The organism is Sphingobium sp. JAI105 (genome assembly GCF_015752145.1).
GTDB classification, from domain to species: domain Bacteria; phylum Pseudomonadota; class Alphaproteobacteria; order Sphingomonadales; family Sphingomonadaceae; genus Sphingobium; species Sphingobium xenophagum.
On the sequence record NZ_JADOUC010000002.1, the window covers coordinates 950923 to 973053 of the forward strand.

Sequence of the window (22131 nt, forward strand, 5' to 3'; positions counted from 1 at the left end):
CATGCGTTTCCGGCAAACCCTTACTGCCTTCCTCGCGCTTTCGACGGCCCTGACACCCGCCGTCGCGCAGACCACTGCATCGTCCTTCTCCGTCAACCCCAATGGCGGACGGCCGGAAATCCACAATGTGGAAGAGATGCGCAAGATGGGCGGATATACCGCGCCCGGCGCGCGCGCCTATGCAGACATGGCCGCAGAAGCAGGCGGCAAGCTCTGGCCTGTCACGCTCTACTATCGGTGCCAGGCAGTGCGAACGCGCAAGCCCGTGAGGGCGGCGATGCCAAAGCCCATTGCGGTTTTCGACAACGTCTATTCGATCGGCACGGCGGAGAATAATATCTGGGCGATCGACACCAAGGATGGGATCATCCTGCTCGATGCGCTGACGACCGAGGAGGACGCCAAGAACGTCATCGTCAAGAACATGCAGACGCTGGGTCTGGACCCCAAGCGCATCCGCATCATTCTCATCACCCACAATCATCTCGATCATTTTGGCGGGGCGGCCTATCTGAAGGCATTGTCCGGCGCGAAACTGGCGATGAGCGAGGCGGACTGGACCGCCGAGGTGAAGTGGGGGACGCTGCCGGTGAAGGCTGCGGACGACTTCTACCTGACCGATGGCCAGACGATTACGCTGGGCGACCAGACGCTGACGGTGCTTTTGACCCCCGGTCATACGCCGGGCACGGTATCGTTGCTGTTCCCGGTCAAGGACAAGGGCGTACCGCACATGGCGTCGTTGTTCGGTGGCCAGGGTTCGCCGCGCGACGTGGCGTCGCTGCTGGAATTTCGCCGCTCTCTCAATCATTTCGCTGACTATACCGACCTGATGCAGGCCGATGTCGTGCTGTCGAACCATACTGTGGGCGATGACGGTCTGGTGAGGGTCGCAGCGCTGCAGAAGCGCAAGGCTGGCGATCCCAACCCCTATGTCGTCGGTCGCGAGGGCGTGGTGCGCTATGACGCTGAGTGGCGTGCCTGCCTCAGCGCGGACATCGACGAAGCGGTGTTCAAGGCCGCGCCGGGGAGCCTGAATCCCATCCTGAGCGGTCAGCCCCCCAAGCAGGTTGTCGAGACCGCGAAGTAGCAGGGCGACCAGCGCCCGAAAGATCTCATATATTATCGCAACATTATTCTGAAACGTCGTTGCAAAATAGGTCGACTGCAGTAAAGTCGACGCATTATCGTGCACCGGGACGAGGATTTAGGTCACAATGGCAAGCCCCACCGCCCTGATTGTCGGCGGCAAGATTTCACCGGCGGCGATGTCTGTCGCCAAGGCGCGAGGGCTCATGCTGGCGTCCTGTGATCCTTATCCTTCGGTCGACGAATTGATCGCGCATGTCACCGCCTGCGATGCAAAGGCGCTGATTATCCGGATGGGCAAAGTCCCGGCCGAAGCCCTGCAGGGCCTGCCCGGTTTGCGGATCATCGCCAAACATGGCGTCGGGGTGGACGGCATCGATCTGGATGAAGCCGCTGCGCGGGGCGTTCCCGTCGTCATCGCTGGCGGCGCAAATGCGCAGTCGGTGGCGGAACAGGCGCTGGCGCTGCTGCTCAGTGTGGCCCGATCGACGGCGTATCTCGATCGCCGCCTTCGCGCCGGACATTGGGACAAGTCGACCTATGCCGGGACGGAACTCACCGGCAAGGCGATCGGCCTTGTCGGACTTGGCGCTATTGGCCGCGCCTTTCTTGCCCTGCTTGCACCATTTGGCATGACCGTGCGGGTGTATGACCCCTATTTGCCCAGCGACGCTTTGCCCGCAGGTGCCATTGCCGTCGACAGCGTGGAGACGCTGTTGCAGGTCAGCGACATCATCAGCCTGCATTGCCCCCTGACCGCGGACAATCGTGGACTGATTGGCGCGACCGCTCTGGGGCAGATGAAGGATGGCGCCATCCTTATCAACACGGCGAGGGGTGAACTGATCGACGAGGACGCGTTGGTGGAGGCGCTGCGCGCTGGTGCGATCGGTGGCGCGGGCCTGGATACTTTCGCCAGCGAACCGGTCGGCGCGGATCATCCGCTTTGGGCATTCGACAATGTCGTAGGCAGCCCGCATGTGGGCGCCAATACGCTGCAAGCCCGCATCCGTGTCGGCATAAGCTGCGTCGAGCAAATCGCGGACTATCTGGATAGCGGGCGGCTGGACCCGCGCAATCATGTCAACGCCGCCATGGCGCGCGTCTGAAATCGCCCTAATGGGTTAACAAGCAGGCCACAGGATCGCGATGGCCGCAGGAGAGACGATGATGAGTCCCAACGCGCTTGAGATGCGAACCATGCGGAAGGTGACGTGGCGGCTCCTGCCATTTCTCATGCTCTGTTACCTGATGGCCTTCATCGACCGTGCGAACGTCGGCATGGCATCGCTGCAAATGAATGCCGACCTTGGCCTGAGCAGCAAGGTGTTCGGCTTTGGCGCAAGCCTCTTCTTCGTCGCCTATTTCCTGATGGAAGTGCCCAGCAACCTGATGCTGCAAAAGGTCGGCGCACGCTACTGGATCGCGCGGATCATGGTGACATGGGGGATGGTGTCCACCTGCATGGCGTTCGTCTGGGACGCGCACAGTTTTTGCGTCATGCGTTTTCTTCTGGGCGCGGCCGAAGCGGGCTTTTTCCCCGGAGTCATCCTGTATCTCACCTACTGGATGCCCCCGGCCTATCGCGGGCGCACATTGGCGATGTTCGCCATCGCCATCCCTGTTTCCAGCTTCGTTGGATCGCCACTCTCCGGCTTGCTGCTGGCGATGGACGGCCTGGCCGGGCTGCGTGGATGGCAATGGCTGTTCATTTGCGAAGGCATTCCCACCGTCCTTCTGGGCTTCGCCTGCCTCAAGCTGCTGACGGACCGGCCCGAAAAAGCGAACTGGCTGGACGCCGACGAGCGCGCATGGCTCACGGACGCTTTGATCACAAAGGGGAACGACAAGCCGCTGGTCAGCGGATCGGCCTGGCGCCTGATCCGTACGCCTGCCTTCTGGGCGATGGTCATCGCCTGTTCCGGCGCTTCGGCGGCGGGCAGCGTGCTGGGCGTATGGCAGCCGCAATTGCTCAAATCCTTCGGCCTTACCGACCTTGAGACGGGTCTGGTCAATTCGGTGCCTTATGGCGTCGCGGCGTTGGCGATGGTGTTTTGGGGCCGTCATTCGGACAAGACCGGCGAACGGCGTTGGCACACGGCGTTGCCGCTGCTTCTGATCGCGGTCGGGACGATTGGTACGTTTGCCGTGGCGGGCCTCGCCCCGACGGTATTGCTGCTGACCTTCGTTCTGGTCGGAGCCTATTGTTTCAAGGGTCCGTTCTGGAGCATGGCGTCGACCTGGCTGTCGGCCAGCACTGCCGCCGCCGGGATCGCTGCGATCAATGCGACATCCAACCTGATCGGCGGCGGTTTGATGGTGAACGTCTATGGCCTGATCCACGAGGCAACCGGCAGTTATGTGCTGGCGCTGCTTCCCATAGCCTTTCTTACAATCGCCAGCGCAACAGCAGTCGTCATCGTAGGAAAAACGACGAAACGCCCGATGCATTCCGCCGCTTGACTACCCTCTTTCGCCCAGGCCAGCGCAGTGCCGCGCTGGTCCCGTCGGGGGTGACCTTTACGCCAATGCTGCCGGAGGTTGGGCATTTAGAGCATAATCCGATCTGATTGGATCGAGGGTCTTTCCTTAGCTCGACTTTGTACGATTAGGTAGTGAAGCATAGCGCTTGGGCCATACGTACGATGCGGGTTGTTGGAATATATTGCGGTTTCCGGCGGGGCGGGGAGTGTGAGTTAATGTCGCCGACCCAAAGTTGGAGTCGGATTGCGCCGATGGCGTCGCTAAATGTCAGGCTGGTTTTCCGATACCACGCGGCCGCATAGGGTGTACTGGTACTGTTGAGAAGATCACAGGCCCAGAGCGAGATGAGGCTGTATAATCCGAGCAGAGCCGGCGTGGTTCGCGCTATGGCTTTGTCGGTCCATTGGCGCTGTGTCTCGACACCCAGGTGCGCGCGGGTTTCGGCAAAGGTGACCTCGATCTGCCATCGGCGGACGTAGAGGGCGATTATCTCGGCGGGCTCGAGGCTGATGTCGGTACTGAAGAAGGCCTGCGGGCCGCGCTTTCCGTCAGGATCGCGAACCAGGACCCAGCGGACCGGCAAGACCGGAGTGCCGGGCCTGTACCATAAGGCGATGTCAGATGTGATCTCGAGCGTCTTGCCGTTGAGATGGCCATACCAGGCAGAGACGAGAATACTGGTCCAGCGTGTCGCCGGGTTGGCGAGCAGGGTCTTGAGTTTTGATAATGCTCGCCCTTTCTGCGCCGGTCGCCCCATCGTGCGTGCCGTTCGCCCCGCAGGCTGAGCAAACAAGTTGGCGTCGAGCCGCAGTCGGCTGATGAGTGTGGCCCGGCGGACGATCGCATGCGCCAGTTCGTGGACAGCAAAGCTGCTGTCGCCAATGAAAATGATCCGCCGACCCGGCAGCCAGCGAGACAGCTGCAGCGCGCCCTGCCGGGCCCAGTCCGTCAGCAATTTGTGACGACAGCCGCGTTGACGGTTCGATCGTTCCGAAGGAGCGAGCAACGTCAAGACTGGCAGTGCCTTGATCAGGCGGGTCCATGACACCGGGGTGAGCACCATGAAGCTGAGCCAGCGCAGTCCGCTGGCTTTGACGAAATGGCCGTGACTGGAGCGGACCGGGTCGCGGTAGATACCCCGTGCGGTGATCCGGCGCCCCCATCGCCGCTCAATGGTGTCGTCCATACCAATGACCACAGGACCATCGGGCACGAGCCGTTCGACCACAATGCCCAATAAACGCCTGGCAACGGCACGCGAACTCCAGCGGGCGCGATTGAGGATCTGGTGATAGGTTGCAAAGTTGGCAGCATCGGCTCGGCCGGTCACACGCAGGCAAGTCGTAACGGTCCGTTTGCCCTTGCTCTTACCCACAAGTGCCTGCTGGGGGCCTCGAGATTCGAGCTCCCTCAACGAGATCGGCGAGTCGCGTCATTCCTCTCCATATGACGGTCGTGCCGGGTGGTGGGTCAGACGCGCGGTCCAGGTAGCCTCCGAGCCTTGCGACGGCTCTGACATAGAATGCGAGGTTGCGGGATGGCGCGCGTCTCAACTTTGGCGTCGAGCTATCGAGAAGGTTGCGCTCCGTTTCGGTGAAGACGGCAGCAGGCGTGGCCTCTGGAGCCTCACGAGCCAGGATCGTCAGCCATGACACGCGCCAGGCAACGACGCAGCACAAGGCGATACAATTGGCCAAGCGGTTGATCGTAGTCAGGCGAAGTTCTTCGATCCGGCACCCGGTTTTCAGGGTCCGGAAGAATGTCTCGATCTTCCAGCGCTTGGAGTACCAGTCAAGCTTATGCACGGCATCGGCGTGGTTTTTGACAGGCAAATTAGTTATAAGCTTCCAGTGAATCCGTTCGCGATCTTCCGGCGGATTGAGTTCTTCGGCATGGATGATCTGAAGCTCTTGGTTTATGTATTTCTTCTGTTTTCCGATTGGAGGCCGGACCGTCATTGTTGCATATCGTATCGATAGCACTGCCCGCTGCTCCTTGCCTTTCGCATCGCGGAATTGGATCTCGTGGGTCCCGCTGCACGGCGTCCTTTCCATAACTTGGGCGATGGTCGTCTTGCCATCTTGAGCCAGGCGGTCGACGCAGCTGCGCACGAGGAATTTGGTACCGAGCTCTTCAGCCAAGCAATAAAGCTCGTAAATGTCGCTTTCGCGGTCTCCGATATGTACACATCGCCCCGGCTCTCCAGCCAATTCGGTAGACCGGCGCAAATTATCAAGCCAACGGATACTTTCCTTTTGATCGATGGGAATTCGGGTCAAATTGACCCTGCGCTTGAGCTCTGCAGTTCCCTTGAACTTGGAGCGTGACCAGAATTTCGCCGCCGTGAGACCCAACGGCAGTCCATCTGGCGTAATCGCAAGGCTGACATGCATCAGAAGGCCGCAGATCGTGAACTTCTGGAACCGGCCATCCTTCAACTTGCGACCAGTCGAGCTTTTCGTAAATCCGATCTTATCCGGATCCGCGCGCTTGAAATTGAATTCGGTGGTGTCCTGCAAGATGAGGATCGGACCTTCGGTTGCCTGAATGCGCAAGGCGGATGCTGCAAAATGCCCTTCCAGGATTTTGTCTTCGCTCACGTTCTCGTTCGAGAGGAACCGGTAGGCGGCCTTAGTATTCGACCAGTCCTGAAAAGCCGTCGGCAGAGATTGCCCAGGGCGCTGTTCAAGTGCTTCAAGCATCGCTCCAAGTCGTCGGTTCAGCCGCGCATCACCCAAATTGGTCTCGGCCGTTTCCTTGTCCACCCAGCTATGTTCCATCCCGGCACCTCACTATCCAAAGGTGCCGGAGAATGAATCATGGGTGATTCCAGCCACGCAATGGGCGCGCGGCAGGCCGAATCACGCACGCGACCACTTGTGGGTAAGAGCAAGCCGTTTGCCCGTGGCCAGCAGGCCGCCCATCACAAGAACAAGGACATGCTCCCAGCTGGGAGCCGTAAAGCAGGGACGCCATGCCTGCAGCCATTGGCGCAGGATCTGGGGGACGGGATCGCCGATAACGGCCTTGTTCTGGTCCAGCATTCCATGCTTCGAATCCTGACTGAAGCACGTTGCAACGCTTAGGCTGTTGCCATGCGGCGAGGTGACTCGAATATGCTGTGACCCGACGGCAGCTATGGATGCACCATGAAAGACGAGGAAATCATTCTGCGCATCGAGACGTTCGACGCGGCCAACGGCGGCGGCGTCGGATGGTATGAGGACAAGGGCGCTTACCATCTCTATCTGCTGGAAACCGAGGCACCGGTCGCCCGCCTCAAGCCTGTCGGCTCGCGCGACGAAGTCAGGCTCGGCTACTGGTCACACCGGCGGAAATGGGAAGATATCGACGATATGGGCGGATGCGTCTTGCCACTCGATCAAGCCCTCGACCACATCGCTGAAAACAGCATCTTCTGGACCTGGACCTGACCAAAAACGTACAAAGTCGAGCTTAGAGCCTGATTCAAAATTATCGGGCGTGATTTGATGGCCTTGCGATGCGGCGTGCGAAGAGCTGGATCGAGGCGATGAAGAGCCATGCGGTAGCCGATGCGATGGTCTGTTCAAAGTCCTTGGCGAGGCGGCGATTGCGGTTCAGCCAGGCGAGGGTTCGCTCGACGACCCAGCGTCGCGGGAGAATGACAAACCCCTTTGCGGCATCCGACCGTTTGACGATCTCGATGGTCCATTTGCCGATCCGGCGCAGCGCGTCCCTGAGTTTGTCACCGGCATAGCCACCATCGGCGAAGACATGGCGCAGCCACGGGAAGCGCCTGATGATCTCGGCCAGCACCAGCGGAGCGCCGTCACGGTCTTGGATGTCGGCGGTGTGGACTACGGCATGGACGAGATTGCCGTCGGTATCCGTCAGGATATGGCGCTTGCGCCCCTTTGTCTTCTTGCCCGCGTCATAACCCCGTGGCCCGCCGCTTTCCGTGGTTTTGACGCTCTGGCTGTCGATCACGCCGGCGCTGGGCGAGCCCTGGCGGCCTGCAGCTTCGCGCCCGATCAGCAGCAGGGTATGGTTTAACGACAACCACAGCCTGCTGTCCCGCCACAGATAGAACCAACGCCGCACCGTCGAGACCGGCGGAAAACACGGCGGAAGCATCCGCCACGGGAGGCCGCCACGCAACAGATACAGGATCGCCTCGACAATCCGCCTGAGCGGCCACTTGCGCGGACGCCCTACATGCGAGGGCGGCGGAAAGAACGGCTCGAGCAGCGCCCATTCGGCATCGGTCAAATCGCTTGGCAAAGCCAAGTCCGCACGGGCATACTGCGCCCGAGTGGTGTCGGTCCACATCGTTGATTTCCTTTGGTTTGTCGCAAAACCGCTGAATCAACGAAAGGGCACGCCGTCAAGCTAACCCGCTGATACCACTCAACTTAATTTCGGATCAGGCTCTTAGACTGGAAAATCTGATTCATCATGTCAGCTGGACGAGGAGGCCAGCCTGGCATGACGAAGTCCATCTCAGAGGATTTGCGTTCGCGGGTGATTTTGGCGGTCGATGGCGGTTTGTCACGGCGCGGCAGCCGAGCGTTTTGGAGTTGCGGCGGCGAGCGCGGTTCGCTGGGTTCGCGAATGGGGAGAGACCGGATCGACACGGGCGAAGCCGCAGGGCGGCGACATGCGGTCACGGCGGATTGAAGCCCATCGCGATGTTATTCTCGGTGCGATCGAGGAGCAGGTGGACATCACGCTGGTTGAACTGGCCGAGATGCTGCGATCGGAGCATGGAGCCGTATTTGCACCGAGCACCATCTGGCGCTTCCTCGACCGTCACGCGATGACGGTCAAAAAAACCGCGCACGCCAGGGAGCAGGAGCGGCCCGACGTTTCGTTCTTCAGGCTGCGGCGCGGCTCGGCGTGACGCCGCCCAGGCTGGAAGCCCGCGCGTTCAGGCATTTGGAAAAGCATGACTGGCCCGGCAATGTCCGCGAGTTGATGCGCTTTGCTGAAAATTTCGTACTCGGCCTGGACGCCCATGATCTGGGCGCCAGCGCGAGCGCCGGACCAACGGATCTTAAAAGCAGGCTAGACGCGTTCGAAACCGAACTCATCGAGGAGGCCCTGGGCGAGGCGGCGGGCGACGTTACCCGTGCCTGCGCCGCGCTCGGCTTGCCACGAAAGACTTTCTACTACCGGCTGCAAAAGCTGGGGATTGATCCCGCAAGCTTTCGCGGCTGATCTGTTGGGCTGAGAAATGCGCACCGATGCATTCTGTAATGCCACCCATATCGTTGGCCTATCCATCACCTCGCGCCATCGCGGCTTGCTGGCCGAGCAGGATCGCGCCCAATGGACCGGCATCTGCGCCCAGGCCGGGCGCCACGATCAATTGTTCCAGCGCGGGCGCGTCCAGATCCTCGATATAGCGGTTGAGGAGCCTGGCCGATTGCCCGGCGATCAAGGGAAGCAGTTTCGGGCGAGCCTGGATGACGCCGCCGCCCATGACAAGCCGCTCCGGCGACAGGGCCAGGATCAGCATCGTCGTCCATTCAGCGATATCGCCGGCGATCTGGTCCCAATGCGGATCATCATCGGCCATTTCGGCCACGGGCATTGGCAGGCGTGCAGCCAATCCCGGACCGCCAACCAGTCCTTCCAGGCAATCGCCATGGCTGGGGCAGGCGCCCGCGAATTGGTCGCCGGGCTGTCGCCGAATCCGCATATGGCCTGCTTCGGGATGCAAATGGCCATGGACAGCCTGCCCGTTCACGACCACCCCCAGGCCAACGCCAGTGCCAATCGTGGCATAGGCGTGGACCGCGCAATCTTGCGATGCGCCCCACATGCCCTCCGCCAGCGCCGCGCCGGCAACATCGGTATCGATGGCTATCGGGACGTCGAAGCGACGGGCGAAGTGGCCGTAAATGTCGCACCCTGCCCATCCGGGCTTGGGCGTATTGCCCATATGGCCGAAGTTCGGCGCGCGGGCATCCAGGTGCAGTGGCCCGAAGCTGGCGATGCCGATGGCGGCGAACGGCGCTTGTTTGGCCCATTGCGCCAGCGCGTCCGATATGAGGTTCAGCGTGTCCGGCGTTCCGGTGGGCCAGCGTCGCTGCTGAAGGATGACGCGGCCTTGCGCCAGCGTGGCGATGCATTTGGTGCCACCCAATTCGATCCCCGCGATCAGCGGTTCGCCCTCCATCATGCCAGCCATACTCGGTCCCCCTCTATCTGCAACCGCAAGTCGGGTGCAGGAGCGCCGCCGAAATGGTGGCGAGCCTCCGCCGGATCGACCGGAACATGCGCGATCCCGGTCATATCAGCGAAACTCTGGACTGTCAGGTCTGGCAGCACGAACCAGCTATAGGCTTGAAAGGGTGCCCGTGGAGGATTGGCGAACGCAAGGCCGGTGCCGTTGATTGGCCGCCATGGCCCGTCAAGGCTATCGGACGTCATGCCATAAAGGCCGTTGGGGCCAGTCGGTCCGCCGTCTGCGAATACTTTTTGCTGGGTGGACCAGAAGAGATAGTAGCGACCGCCATGGACGATGACGTGCGGTCGTTCCAGTTCGTTGTTGAGGCCGTCGGCCGAAATCAGGGGCGGCAGCCGTTGCCACTGGCCATCGTCCATAAGCCGAGCCATGCCGACGGCCCCGTTCCAGAAAGATGCCGATCGCGCAAGCGACGCGGCAAAGAAGATGTAAGCCGCGCCACCGGCGGGGTCACGGAAGAAGGCGGGATCGCGAAAGGCCTTGATCGTGCCGATCGCCCCGCCGCCTTCCATGTCGCGCATATAGTCGATACCGTCGGGAACCAGCATCTCCACCGGGGTCGACCAGGCGGACAGGGTGATGGCGTTGCCAACTACCGACAAGGCGGCCTGTGTTTCGAACAGGCGCTGGCTGTAACTGAGCACCTGTTCGCCGCGCGTGCCGGCAACGGTGTAATAGAGCGTGATATGATCATGGTCGCCCGATACGATCGCCGAGCCGGACCATTCGCGGCTACCCGGTGAAAAGCCGTTTTCAAACAACAGGCCAAGATCGCGCCAGACGTTGCCCACCTGGTGCATCAGTCGCAACCGGGCCATGCCATGACGGGCTTCGGGGTCCAGTAATGCGGGGGCGGACAGCAGGATGAACAACGTGCCGCCTGCTATCACCGCCTGCGAACCGTCCTCTTCCTGCACGGGCCAATAATCCCAAAGGTCGACCCCCGGTATCAGGGGCTGCGGCTTGGGGAAGATCGGCGCGCAAGCCATGGTTTCGCGATCGATCGCGGCGACATGGGCGGCGGTCCAGTGGCTAGTCATTGTCGGGCATCCATGGACAGGGAGGTCAGGCCATGGTCTCCACCGGTGCGTGCAGTCACCGGCGGAGACCATGATTTCCACAGGCGTCAAACGCCCCGGAAAGAGGGGATCAGAAGTCGAACCGGATCGAGGCGGAGACGGTGCGACCGTTGATAGAGCGCGCCCGGACGATGCCGTTGGCGGGAATGGTGGCGTCCTCCGCTTCGGTGAAACCCTTTACGTCGAACAGGTTGTTGGCATTGAGCGAAAGCTGAATGCGATCCATCGGCCTGACCGTCAGGAAGGCATTGACCTGCGTGTAGCCGGGCAGCTTCAACTGGTTGCTGTCCTGTGCGTAGCTGCTCGACGTCCCGATGACATTCGCGCCGACAGTGAAGATTCCCGCGTCATATTGCGGCGTCACCTGATACAGGAATTTGGCCTGGCGGCGCGGGCGATTGCCGACCACCGCAGGGTTCAGCACGTCGCTGGCGATCTTGGCGTCGGTATAGGTGCCGCCTGCCGAGATGCTGAACGGGCCGGCGCGATAGCCACCCTCCAGTTCCAGACCATAAGCGCGATAGTTGCGGTTGAAGAACGTCTGCGTCGTCGCTTCGAAATTCTGTTCCTCGGTCTTGGCGTGGAATGCCGTGGCGTTCAGCGTCAGACCGCCATTGCGATATTTGACGCCACCTTCCAGTTGCTTGACGAAATCGACCGCTGCGCTGCTATCGGTCAGCTTGCCGGTGACAGTGCTGACGGCCGGGCCGAACAGCAACCGGTCGGCATTGGCGCGCGCACCCCGGCTATAGCGTGCAAACAGCGCGACATCATCGGCCAGGCGATAATTGACGCCGAACGAATAGGACAGATATTCATAGCTATAGTCGACCGGCGCACTTGGCGTCGGGATTACCGCGACATTGGTTTCGGGGATCGAGATAACGCCATCGCCGTTCATGTCGCGGCTGGTGACGCCGACACGCCCGCCGCCCAGATCCGATCCTGCGATCGTCCCTTTGGCGTCGCCAAAATCATAACGCAGGCTGCCGTCCAGCGTCAGAGCGCCAGTAGCAAGGCTCAAGGACGCAAAAGGAGCGTTGGTGTTATAGTCGACATCATAGCTGCGGCGGCAGCAATTGCCAAAGAAGGTTGCGCCATAGCCATAGGTGCCATTTTGCGTGAGCGCTTGACCCGCTGCGTTGGTCAGATTGACAAGCGCCGCATTGCCGCCGCCGGCTACTTCAAACAGATGCGACGTCCACAGCCAATCCGTGGCGATGGTCTGGCGCGATTTGTAGAAGCCCGCGGTCGCGGTCAGCTTGCCGATGCTGGTGTCGAAATCCCGACTGACGCGCAGGTCGTTCGTGATGTTGTTCATGCTGTTGATCTTGACATCGAACAGGACAATCTGTGCCAGATAATCGCTGCCCGCAAAGGCCTGACCAGCCTTTGGACCATTGGCGTAGGTCAGGGTCGATCCGGCACCACCCAGTGCAGTCGCGATGGCCGATCCGGTGTCGACGGCGGAGGGGAAGGGCGAACTGAAGCCGCCCGACACGTCGGAATAGCGGAAGCGTTCGGTGACGTTCCAGCCATCACCCAGTTCGAACTGCGATTCCAGGCCGATTGCGTAAACCAAGGGATGCTGGCCATCGCGAATGTCGCGCGTGACCAGATTGTTGCGACCGTCCAGCGTCACGTTGTCGCGGAAGTAACGCGAATGGAGCGTGTCACTATTGATGCTGAAACCGGGCAGATCCTGATATTTGGGATTGCTGTTGCTGCCCGTCACCAGCACGGGATTGGGCAGATAGCCGATGGCGCGGTCGTTCAGATATTTGCCGTAGAGCCGGATATAGCCGCCAGCAAATTCCTTGGTGATGTTCGCCTTGATCTGGCCGCCCTTGTTGGCGTCATAGCCTGCCTGGCGGGGGCCTTCGCCCTGGCGATAGAAGCCACCGAAATGGAAGCGCAGGCTGTCGCTGATCCTGCCGCCATAGTCGAAGTCCAGGCGATAGTCGCGATAGTCGATGCCAGCTGTCGCCTGAATGGCCCCGCCTTCCTGCTCCCCGGTCTTTGAAATCATGTTGATGACGCCGCCGGGCGCATTGGATGCGAAGGTCGAGGCCGATCCGCCGCGGACCGATTCAACCCGGCTGATGTTGAAGTCGGAGCGCAGGAAGATGTCGGCATTGCCAAAGGTGATGTCGCCAAATTCCAGCACGGGCAGGCCGTCCTCCTGCAACTGCAGGAACTTCGCGCCGCCCGACGCGACCGGCAGGCCGCGAACCGAGATATTCGCATTGCCTTCGCCGCCGGAAGATTCGGAGCGAATGCCAGGCAGGTTGCGGAAGATTTCAGCGACCGAACGGGGGGCTGCTTTGGCGATGTCGTCGTTGCTAAGCGAACTGACCGTGACGCTGCTGTTGAGCCGGTTCTGGCCGCGGGCAACCGCGGTAACGACGATTTCGTCTGATGGAGTGGATTGATCTTCAGCTAGAGTTTGTTGCTGCGCATAGGCAGGCACCGTAACTGCCATGCTGGAGGTCATCAATAGTCCCATGATCCGCATCTTCATCATCTCTCTCCCTGCCGATTCGATCCGGCCTGATCCTGTGATGATATTCTTCTCAATCGTTTGCAAGCGGAATTGCAATCGATTGAGAAACTGATACAGATGGACTTGTAATGACGGCAACAGTCCGCCAGACCGGAGAGGTAAAGAGCATGAGCGACCCGACACCCCGCAAGCCGCACCTTTCGCTCGGGCGGATCGTGCAGATGAACCTGGGCTTCCTGGGGCTTCAGTTCAGCTTCGGCTTGCAGCAAAGCAATATGGGGCCGATCTATTCCTATCTGGGCGCGGACGAGGCGTCCTTGCCGCTGCTCTGGCTGGCCGGGCCGATGACGGGGTTGCTTGTCCAGCCTATCATCGGCGCGATGAGTGATCGCACCGTCACCCGCTTTGGCCGACGTACCCCTTATTTTCTGATCGGTGCGATATTGTGCAGCCTGTGCCTGTTCGCCATGCCCTACAGCCGGGCGCTGTGGGTGGCGGCCAGCCTGTTATGGGTATTGGACGCGGCCAATAACGTGACGATGGAGCCGTACCGCGCCTATGTCAGCGACCGACTGGACCAGGCGCAGCGACCGCTCGGCTTTTTGACACAAAGCGCGTTCACAGGGCTGGCCCAGACGCTTTCCTATCTGGCGCCTTCCTTGCTGGTCTGGGGCGGGCTGAACGCCGATGCGGTCGACCCGTCGGGCATTCCGGTGATCACGCGGATCGCCTTCATCGTCGGCGCGGTCCTGTCCTTGTCGACCATCCTCTGGTCGGTGCTGCGTGTCCCGGAATTGCCGCTGAGCGCAGAGGAAATTGCCGCGATGCGGGCCGAACCATTGTCCGCCCGGACCACGCTGCGCGACCTGAAGCAGGCGATCGTCGAGATGCCCGTGCCGATGCGCCAGCTTGCCATCGCCATGTTGTTTCAATGGTATGCGATGTTCTGCTATTGGCAGTTCGTCGCCTTTGCCATCGCCCGTTCGCTTTATGATACGGCCGATTCAGGCAGCGCCGGCTTTCGTCAGGCGGTGCTGGTCAACGGACAGATTGGCGGATTCTATAATTTCATCGCCTTCATCGCGGCCTTCGCCATGGTGCCGATCGCCCGCAAGATGGGCGCGCGACCTGTGCACGCGGTGAGCGTGGCAGCATCGGGCATCGCGATGCTGGCGCTGCCATATTGCTCCAGCCAGGCGATGCTGTTCATCCCGATGATCGGCATCGGGCTGGGCTGGGCCAGCATGATGGGCAATCCCTATATCATCCTGGCCGACAGCATTCCGCCGGCCCGCACCGGGATCTATATGGGCATTTTCAACATGTTCATCGTCATCCCGATGATGATCGAAAGCCTGACCATGCCGCTGATCTACCGCCCGCTGCTGGGCGGCGATCCGCGTCATGTGCTGATGCTGGCGGGGGTGTTGATGCTGCTGGCAGCGGTCGCGACGCTGGCTATTCGGGAGCGTCCGGCTGCGCGCGCGTCCGCCTGATCGTCAGGCGGACGCGCGCTGGACCAGTGTCGGTGCCATACAGACCGATTCCGCGGGCGTTCCGGCCAGCCGATCGAACAAAAGCTGCACCATCAGCGCCGCTCCGCGCGCGACATCCTGCCGGATCGTGGTGAGCGGCGGGTTGGTCTGGGACGCGACCATCACATCGTCATAGCCGACAACCGAAACGTCGTGCGGCACCCGCAGTCCGGCGTCGCCCAGCGCCCGCAATGCGCTCATGGCGATCACGTCCGACGCCGCGACGATCCCGTCAACGGGCGGATGATCGGCCAGGAAGGCGCGGATGGCGTCATAGGATGCCTGGGTGGTCAGATGGGCGGGAAGGAGCAGGCCTTCGCCCTTGCCAGCCTGCGCCAGCGCCGCGCGAAAACCGGCATGGCGGGCGGCGAATTCGGGGACGTCGGGATTGCCGAAAAAGGCAAGATGGCTGCGGCCCTGCGCCAGCAGATGGTCCGCCGCCATCCGGCCACCCGCTACATTGTCCGACCCTACGGTCAGTTGGGCATAGCCATCGACCGCCGCACCCCAGACGACGAGCGGTTGATAGCGCGCCGCTACCCGTTCGATCACGTCGATCTGGTCTGACTGGCCGATCAGCAGTGCGCCATCCACCCGCCCGCCATCGACGATCCGGTCCAGCCACTGACCGTCGGTGGGAATGACGCGCGTGAGCAGCAGGTCATAGCCGCGGTCGGCCAGCGCATCGGCCAGCGGCCCGATCAGGCTCATGAAGAAAGGATCGGACAGATGCTGCTGCGTTTCGTGGCCAAGAGGCAGGATCACACCGATCGCACCGGTGCGTCCAAGCCGCAGGTTCCGTGCCGCGCGGTTGATCTGAAACCCATGTTCCTGCGCCAGAGCCTCAATCCGTTCGCGGGTGGCGCGAGCGATCATCGGGTTGCCCGACAAGGACCGCGACACTGTCGATACAGAGACCCCAGCGATCTTTGCCAGTTCCGCGAGGCTGGAGGCGTGGGTGGATTTCATAACCTATCGCAATGTCCACAGATTATTTGCCGATTAGCGGCATAGCTAACAGGCGGATTAGGTTCGAGTGCGTATCGCATGAAAGATATTGAAGCAAGGAACCAGAAGGTCGCGGAGGGCTGCCCGACCTGCTGGAGGACATCAAAGCAGCGATTGGTCGATTGCTAACATTGCCTCATCACTCTGAAATGGCGGCCAGGCCGAGCGCGTCTTCATCGGCAGTCGCCGCGGCGAGTTCAGCGCGCGCTGCGGCGGTGCGGGCTTGGGCTTCGATCAGCTTCACCTCGGCGTTCGTCGCGCTTTCCTCGCGCTGATTGACCAGGAAAAAGTCGCTTGATCCAAGCGCGAAGCGGCGGCGTTCCGCGCTTGCCAACCGCTGCGCCAGCACGAGCTCTTTCTCGGTCGTCGCGACCAACTGGTTTGCCGTGTCCACTTCTATCCCGATTGCGGTGACTTCGGCGCGGATTTTCTCGGCCAGAAACTGTTGCTTGACCGACAGTTCATCGATCTTTGCCCGTGTTTCGGCCAATTTGCCCTTGGCCTTGCGGTTCTGGAGCGGAATCTTGAACGTGATGCCGACGATCATTTCAAGCGGCGTCCGGTTCGTGCCGCCAAGGCCCGCCGGTCCAACGTCCTTGGCGACCTCGCCGCCAAGGTCAAGCCGGGGCATCAGGTCGTTGCGGGCGAGCGCGAGCTTGACGGTCGCCTTGTCAATCTCCTCAAGCATGATTGCAAAGTCGGGACGGCCCTCCAGATTGAAGGCGGGATCTGACCTGATGCCATCGAGCGCGTTAGCATCGGCTGGCAGCCGCGCTTCGTCGACAACAACCGGCGTGCCATCGGCGCTGCGATAATAGAGCGACAGCTTTACCGCAGCGGCCCGGAAATCCTGCCGGGCTTCGTCCACGAAAGCCTGCCGCCTGACCAGGTTCGCCTCATTCTCCGTCAGCAGGATGTCGGGTTTGGCGCCAAGCTGCACTTGCCGCTCGATTCCGTCGGTACGTCCCCCCGCCAGTGCCAGCAGCGCTTCGTAAGCCTTGAGCTTCAATCCAGCAGCGACCCATTTCTGATAGGCTTCAACCGCGCGGGCCTGGACGCCGATGCTCGTCGCTCTGGTTTCAAACCGGGCGATGTCGATATCATTGGCGGCCAGCCTGAACTCGGAACGCCGCGCGTCGATCAGCCGATCGCGCAGCAGCGAATAGAGCCCGCCGACTTTCAGTTCGCCTAGCCGGTTGGTGTAGGATTTGTCTTCATAGATGGGAAAGTCGCCGCGCGACGCGCGGTATTGCCCATAGACATAGCCGCCATTGTTGCTGAGCGGCTGTTCAGTCTTGCCGGCAATTTCCGTGCCGTCATAATAGCCCAGCGTCCGGCTGCGCGCCTCGACCGCAAAGACAGTGTCGAACGCGCCCTGGGCGGTCAGCGCGCGCGCCTCGGCCTGACGGTTGCGTGCCAGTGCCGCGATGATTTCTGGCGCGGAACGGGCTGACGACCGCAATACCTCTTGCAGCGTTAGCGGCCGGGCCGCTTCGTTCACCGACGACTGCGGCGAACTCTCCTGGCCATGCACAGTCGCAGGTACGGCAGCGCTAAGCAATGCTGCCATGCCGATCACGATCCGCATTGTCACTTCTTCTTTTCGATCGAGCTTTTGCCAGATGTTTCCTGCGCCTTCTGCGCGACCTGATCCTGCCCGAAGTTCAAGGGGAAATCGTTGAGCTGGCGCCATAGTTCGTAGCCGACCGTTACATTGTCACCCTGTATCCAGCCGAGCACCTTGCCACCCTGGCGGACGAAACGGCGCTCGGGCCAGGCCGGCTTTCCGGGCCGCGGTTCGACCAGCACTCGGTACAGGCCATCGGTGCGCGGAGTCGGGTCCACAGAGCGGACCTGACCATCGTAGATGCCGACCGCGAAGGCGGGCCATCCGCTGAACTGGAACGCGGGGAAGCCTTCGAATTCAAGTCGCACGGGGCGCCCTCTGTCGACGAGGGGGATGTCGCGTCCGTCAACGAACAGTTCGACGGCCCGCTCAATCTGTTCTGGCGCAATGGTTGCCAGCACCGTCCCCGCAGAAATCAGAGCGCCGCCGGCTTGCGCGTTCAGATTTTGTATGCGTCCGCCCCGCGGCGCGGTGACGATCTGCGCCGATTGCCGCATTTGCCGGACTTCAATCTGCTTGAGCTTCGCCCGCGCTTCAGCGAGCTTGGCGTTGGCGTCCGCAACCTTGATCTGCGTCTGTTCATAGTCGCGTCGCGCGGCCAACCCTTCGGAAAACAGCTGGCCGGTGCGCCCAACGTCGATCGAGGCGACCGCGCGGGCCTGTTCGACCGCTGCAATCTGCGCCTGCACTTCGGCTTTTTCCGCTGCCAGTCGCTCCAGAAAGTTGGGGTCGAGATCAACGACCTTGACGATCGGATCGCCCGCCTTGACCAGTTGCCCGTCCTGAACGAAGAAGCGGTCCACCCGGCCTTCCACCAGCGACGACACTTGTTGCGGCCGGTCGTCCGGGTCGAGCGAAATGACCTGTCCGCCGCCCTGCGCAGTCTGCCGCCAGGGAACGAAGAGGATCGCGATGGCAAGGCACAGGCCAACGAATATCAGCCAGGCCACGACGATGACGAGGCGTGGCGGGTTGAGGCTGGCAAGGGAACGGAAATGCGTCAGGTGGCTCGCGCTGATCGTCACGCTTGTGCCTCCTTCTCAACCAGGAACCGTGACAGGGCGGCCGTGTCGGTAAAGCGATGTTGCGTCGTCGCGCCCAGCCAATAGCAGCTGTCGAGATGCACGGCTTCGGGCCTTCCGGTAAACAAGAGTACCGTCGTGCCCTGTTCGCGCAACATCCGCAACGTCGCCTGAAGGGGGCCGTCGGGCATCATGTCGTACAACTGTGACAGCAGCAATACTTTGGGTCGGCTGATCAGCGCGGTGGCGGCCTTCAGCTGCATCACCTCCAAGATAGAGAGCGGCGATCCGGAACTTGCCAGTTGCGTGTCCAGGCCTTTGGGCAGGCTCGAAATGCGCGTCGTGAGGCCGACAATGTCGAGCACCTTGATGATGACGGCGCTGTCGGCATCGCCCCCGGCCGCCATGTTCAGATATTCGCGGATGGTCACATCGACGATGCTGGGCCGGTTCAGCACCACCACGGCGGACCGCAGCAGATACATGTCAAAACTGCCAAGGTCGCTGCCACCGATCGTCAGCAGGCCGGTGTCAGGATTGACGTGACGCTTGAGCAGCAACGCGATCTGCCTCTCAACGCCGGGCTCTGCCAGCATCACGGTCTGCTCGCCGCTTTCGATCGAAAAATTGAAGCGTGAGCCGGCCAGTTCCACATTGCGAAAGCGGACCGAACCGTCAGGCGGCGCCTGACCGTTCAAGTCCAACGCCTCCTGTGGAATGGCGAAAATCTGCGACAGTTCCTCCGAACTGGCCACCAGATCGTAGAAGGTGTCGAGATACCAGCCGAGTTGCGCAATCCCGTAGAACACCCCCGACAATATGAGTTCGGCGGCGACGAGCTGCCCGATCGACAGTTCGCCTGCCAGGATGAGGTTGCCGCCCAGCGCGAGCAGCGCGGCCGCAGCGAAGGCATAGACCAGGAAATAGGCGAGAGCCTGCGCGAAGCTATAGCGGAAGTAGCGACGGTGGGCGCGGATATAATTGGCCGTCACGGCTTCCGACTGGTCCATCGCAAAGGTCAAATGCCGTGCCGATTTATAAAAGCCGTTCGATGCGCCGACGCTCTCCAGCCATTGGGCGGCCTCATGCTTGGCATGTGACACGCCGATAGCGCCTGTGATCGCGCCGTGACGCCATACCATCCAGATCGCGATGCAGGTGACGATCAGCACTATGTTGAACGCCAGGAAAAAGGGGTGGTAGAAACTCGTCACGACCAGGCCGACCGCGCCCTGAAGGATGATCGTGAAGGCACCGATGACCAGGCTGGGCACCGCTTTCTGAACGACGATCATGTCGAAATAGCGGTTGAACAGGCTTCCCCGGCTCTCATCCAGGAAAAACGGGTTCTGCGCATGAACAGCCCGAACCGTGACTTCGGCAACCACCCGTGCGAAAATCCGACGCTCGAACATCGTTAGCAGGTAGAGGCGCAGGGCGCTTAGGCAAGCGACAAGGAGCAGCAGGACCAGCAGGACGCCCGACAATATCCATAGCGGCGCGACCAGGGCCGTGCGCGCCACCGAATTGATGAGTAGCTGGACCGAAATCGGTGTCGCCAGTGACAGCAATGTAATGGCCAGCGTGTAGACGACGCCAACATTCACATAGCCCTTGTCGGGTCCGACTATCTCACCAAGCCACGCGGCAGCATGCCGCAGACCGAACTGCTCGCCAGCCAATTTCCGTCCTCATCTTATGTGTGTGGCGCATGTAAAAAGGTCGCTGGCCGCCGACAAGATGGCAATGCTGCTGTGCAACATTTACTTACATGGAAGAGCTGGTCCTGAAATGCGAACGAGCGCCTTTCGGGTGTCGAGCCGGTCCATAATCTCTCGACCTCGCATTGTGGATATACTCGGTGGGCAGTCGCAGCGAATTTATGATCAGTTGGCGTGCTCTGGTCATCCTATAATCCGAATCAGCCAGAACGCACAACCGAACTGCACCGGCAGCAGCTAAAGCTCGTACATTTTCGATAACGCCCTCTGGCTCAGCAAAACGCCGACGCGTCATTCATTTGGTTGTCACCGCCCGCCACAGTGCCGACAATAGCCTTGACACGTCGATAATGTGATCACTATATTGACGTGCAACTGTATAAAACCGCGTCAGTCAAGTTTGGAAGCCATGCAGAACATTCCTCAACCAGCCGATGCCTTGGAATTTCTAGAGGCGAATCCGGAGATTGAATTCATCGAGGTCATTTTTACCTCGATGGCAGGGGTGCCGCGAGGCAAGCGTGTGCGACGCTCGGAACTGCTCAACATATACGAAAATGGGCGGCTGCTGCCGGGCTCCATGCTTGTGGTTGATGTCACCGGACAGGATTGCGAGGAGACCGGGCTGGTCTGGGGCAATGGCGATCCCGATTTCTTGCTGCGTCCGGTTCCAGGGACGCTGGTCAAGGCGCCTTGGCTGGGCGAAGGTGTGGCACAAGTGATCACATCTATGTACAATCTCGACGATACACCCAACGATCTTGATCCGCGCCATGTGCTTCAGCGGGTGCTTGATCGCTTTGCCGAGATCAACCTGACGCCGGTGGTTGCGTGCGAGATCGAATATTATCTGGTCGATCCGGTGCGCGGACCGCGTGGCGAGCTGCGCCTGGCACCACCGCCGGGCAAGGCGAACCCGCCCGACCTTATCGATGTGTTCAGCCTGCGTGACATTCAGGACTATGCCCCTTTTTTCAAGGAACTGTGGCGTCTGGCTGACATACAGGGCATCCCGCTTGAAGCGGTGATTTCGGAATATGCTGCGGGCCAGGTGGAACTGACGCTGCATCATGGCCCCGATGCCCTGCGCGCAGCGGACGAGGCGCTGATGTACAAGCGTCTGGCGCGCGGCCTGGCGGCGACGATGGGCATGGAAGCCACGTTCATGGCCAAGCCGTTCACCCATTCGGCAGGCAGCAGTATGCACCTGCACTTCAGCATCAACGATGATGCAGGCGAGAATATTTTTGCCAGCGAAAATCCACAAGGCACGCTCGTGATGCGTCATGCCATCGGCGGCTTGCGTGAAACGCAGGCCGAAGCCTTCGGCATTTTCGCGCCCAACGCCAATTCCTACCGGCGTTACCGGGTCAATTCCTATGCGCCCACGGCGCCGATCTGGGGCGTGAACAATCGCTCGGTTTCGTTGCGCGTGCCAGCCGGGCCGCCCAAGTCGCGCCATGTCGAACATCGTTTCGCAGGCGCAGATGCCAATCCCTATCTGGCGCTGGCGGCGATGCTGGCAGGTGTCCACCATGGCATCATCAACAAGGTCGATCCCGGCCCGCCGGTCGAAGGTGATGGCTATAAGGCGGCTGCAAGCTCGCCCCACCAGGTACCGGGCAACTGGTACGCAGCGATCGACGCGCTCGACAAATCCGACATCCTGCGGGATTATCTCGGATCGCGGTTCGTGGACATGTACTGCGCCGTAAAGCGCGTCGAGCAGGATCGCTTCTTCAGCGAAGTCGTTTCGCTGGATTACGACTGGTATCTCAAGACCGTCTGATCCGCCCGCTTTGGTGCCAGCCCACCGGACAGGGAACAACGC

20 protein-coding genes are annotated in these 22131 nt (G+C 61.0%); 9 read left to right on the top strand and 11 right to left on the bottom strand.

Annotation, left to right across the window (positions count from 1 at the left end; translation table 11 throughout):
- Nucleotide 1: 1 nt before the first annotated feature.
- The 3 genes from IWY39_RS21780 to IWY39_RS21790 all read left to right on the top strand — a co-directional run bounded on the left by IWY39_RS21780 (nt 2) and on the right by IWY39_RS21790 (nt 3552).
- Nucleotides 2-1090: an MBL fold metallo-hydrolase gene (locus IWY39_RS21780; RefSeq protein ID WP_107125937.1), complete on the top strand. Its 1089-nt coding sequence runs from the start codon at nt 2-4 to the stop codon at nt 1088-1090.
- A 127-nt stretch (nt 1091-1217) separates the two neighbouring features.
- Nucleotides 1218-2198, top strand: coding sequence for a hydroxyacid dehydrogenase (locus IWY39_RS21785; RefSeq protein ID WP_107125936.1), 981 nt, complete (start codon nt 1218-1220; stop codon nt 2196-2198).
- Between the two features lie 58 nt (nt 2199-2256).
- Nucleotides 2257-3552, top strand: a complete 1296-nt coding sequence (locus IWY39_RS21790; RefSeq protein ID WP_229380745.1) for an MFS transporter — start codon at nt 2257-2259, stop codon at nt 3550-3552.
- A 145-nt stretch (nt 3553-3697) separates the two neighbouring features.
- On the opposite strand, the gene IWY39_RS21795 is transcribed toward IWY39_RS21790, so the two are convergent.
- The 3 genes from IWY39_RS21795 to IWY39_RS21805 form a co-directional block, all read right to left on the bottom strand.
- Nucleotides 3698-4948, bottom strand: a complete 1251-nt coding sequence (locus IWY39_RS21795; protein WP_331274491.1) for an IS701 family transposase — start codon at nt 4946-4948, stop codon at nt 3698-3700.
- Nucleotides 4941-6353: an IS4 family transposase gene (locus tag IWY39_RS21800; protein WP_107126268.1), complete on the bottom strand. Its 1413-nt coding sequence runs from the start codon at nt 6351-6353 to the stop codon at nt 4941-4943. Before IWY39_RS21800 ends, IWY39_RS21795 begins: the two co-directional genes overlap by 8 nt.
- A gap of 81 nt (nt 6354-6434) precedes the next feature.
- Entirely contained in the window at nt 6435-6617 is a 183-nt protein-coding gene (locus tag IWY39_RS21805; protein ID WP_196871711.1) for a hypothetical protein, read from the bottom strand.
- 105 nt (nt 6618-6722) lie between these two features.
- On the opposite strand from IWY39_RS21805, the gene IWY39_RS21810 reads away from it, so the two are divergent.
- Nucleotides 6723-7007 carry a hypothetical protein gene (locus IWY39_RS21810; RefSeq protein WP_196871310.1) on the top strand — a complete coding sequence of 95 codons (285 nt, stop codon included), beginning with the start codon at nt 6723-6725 and terminating at the stop codon, nt 7005-7007.
- 40 nt (nt 7008-7047) lie between these two features.
- Here the strand turns inward: IWY39_RS21810 and IWY39_RS21815 are convergent, their stop codons facing one another.
- Complete coding sequence (locus IWY39_RS21815; RefSeq protein WP_107125139.1) at nt 7048-7884, bottom strand: IS5 family transposase; 837 nt, start codon at nt 7882-7884, stop codon at nt 7048-7050.
- A gap of 156 nt (nt 7885-8040) precedes the next feature.
- Here IWY39_RS21815 and IWY39_RS21820 point away from each other — a divergent pair, with 156 nt between their 5' ends.
- Genes IWY39_RS21820 through IWY39_RS21830 form a run of 3 tightly spaced genes read left to right on the top strand, consistent with a single transcriptional unit; the run spans nt 8041 to nt 8772 of the window.
- Nucleotides 8041-8232 carry a hypothetical protein gene (locus tag IWY39_RS21820; RefSeq protein WP_146147661.1) on the top strand — a complete coding sequence of 64 codons (192 nt, stop codon included), beginning with the start codon at nt 8041-8043 and terminating at the stop codon, nt 8230-8232.
- Nucleotides 8213-8455 (top strand): winged helix-turn-helix domain-containing protein, encoded by a 243-nt coding sequence (locus tag IWY39_RS21825; protein ID WP_145169776.1) that lies wholly within the window; start codon nt 8213-8215, stop codon nt 8453-8455. The genes IWY39_RS21820 and IWY39_RS21825 overlap by 20 nt, the downstream gene beginning before the upstream one ends.
- On the top strand, nt 8452-8772 hold the full coding sequence (locus IWY39_RS21830; RefSeq protein WP_107124482.1) for a helix-turn-helix domain-containing protein: 321 nt from the start codon (nt 8452-8454) through the stop codon (nt 8770-8772). Before IWY39_RS21825 ends, IWY39_RS21830 begins: the two co-directional genes overlap by 4 nt.
- 58 nt (nt 8773-8830) lie before the next feature.
- Here IWY39_RS21830 and IWY39_RS21835 read toward each other — a convergent pair whose 3' ends face one another.
- The 3 genes from IWY39_RS21835 to IWY39_RS21845 all read right to left on the bottom strand — a co-directional run bounded on the left by IWY39_RS21835 (nt 8831) and on the right by IWY39_RS21845 (nt 13408).
- Entirely contained in the window at nt 8831-9748 is a 918-nt protein-coding gene (locus IWY39_RS21835) for an ROK family protein (protein WP_107124483.1), read from the bottom strand.
- Complete coding sequence (locus IWY39_RS21840; RefSeq protein ID WP_107124484.1) at nt 9736-10845, bottom strand: glycoside hydrolase family 68 protein; 1110 nt, start codon at nt 10843-10845, stop codon at nt 9736-9738. Before IWY39_RS21840 ends, IWY39_RS21835 begins: the two co-directional genes overlap by 13 nt.
- A 109-nt stretch (nt 10846-10954) precedes the next feature.
- On the bottom strand, nt 10955-13408 hold the full coding sequence (locus IWY39_RS21845) for a TonB-dependent receptor (protein WP_107124679.1): 2454 nt from the start codon (nt 13406-13408) through the stop codon (nt 10955-10957).
- A gap of 146 nt (nt 13409-13554) precedes the next feature.
- Here IWY39_RS21845 and IWY39_RS21850 point away from each other — a divergent pair, with 146 nt between their 5' ends.
- Nucleotides 13555-14883, top strand: a complete 1329-nt coding sequence (locus tag IWY39_RS21850; protein ID WP_107124680.1) for an MFS transporter — start codon at nt 13555-13557, stop codon at nt 14881-14883.
- A gap of 3 nt (nt 14884-14886) precedes the next feature.
- On the opposite strand, the gene IWY39_RS21855 is transcribed toward IWY39_RS21850, so the two are convergent.
- The 4 genes from IWY39_RS21855 to IWY39_RS21870 form a co-directional block, all read right to left on the bottom strand.
- Complete coding sequence (locus tag IWY39_RS21855) at nt 14887-15891, bottom strand: LacI family DNA-binding transcriptional regulator (protein WP_019052826.1); 1005 nt, start codon at nt 15889-15891, stop codon at nt 14887-14889.
- A 178-nt stretch (nt 15892-16069) separates the two neighbouring features.
- On the bottom strand, nt 16070-17500 hold the full coding sequence (locus tag IWY39_RS21860) for a TolC family protein (RefSeq protein ID WP_231377811.1): 1431 nt from the start codon (nt 17498-17500) through the stop codon (nt 16070-16072).
- 20 nt (nt 17501-17520) lie between these two features.
- The gene (locus IWY39_RS21865; RefSeq protein ID WP_107124486.1) at nt 17521-18582 is read right to left on the bottom strand and encodes an efflux RND transporter periplasmic adaptor subunit; all 1062 of its coding nucleotides are present in this window, start codon (nt 18580-18582) and stop codon (nt 17521-17523) included.
- Complete coding sequence (locus IWY39_RS21870) at nt 18579-20261, bottom strand: ABC transporter ATP-binding protein (RefSeq protein ID WP_107124487.1); 1683 nt, start codon at nt 20259-20261, stop codon at nt 18579-18581. The genes IWY39_RS21865 and IWY39_RS21870 overlap by 4 nt, the downstream gene beginning before the upstream one ends.
- A gap of 448 nt (nt 20262-20709) precedes the next feature.
- Here IWY39_RS21870 and IWY39_RS21875 point away from each other — a divergent pair, with 448 nt between their 5' ends.
- Nucleotides 20710-22089 carry a glutamine synthetase family protein gene (locus IWY39_RS21875; protein WP_181316707.1) on the top strand — a complete coding sequence of 460 codons (1380 nt, stop codon included), beginning with the start codon at nt 20710-20712 and terminating at the stop codon, nt 22087-22089.
- The last annotated feature ends 42 nt before the right edge of the window (nt 22090-22131 follow it).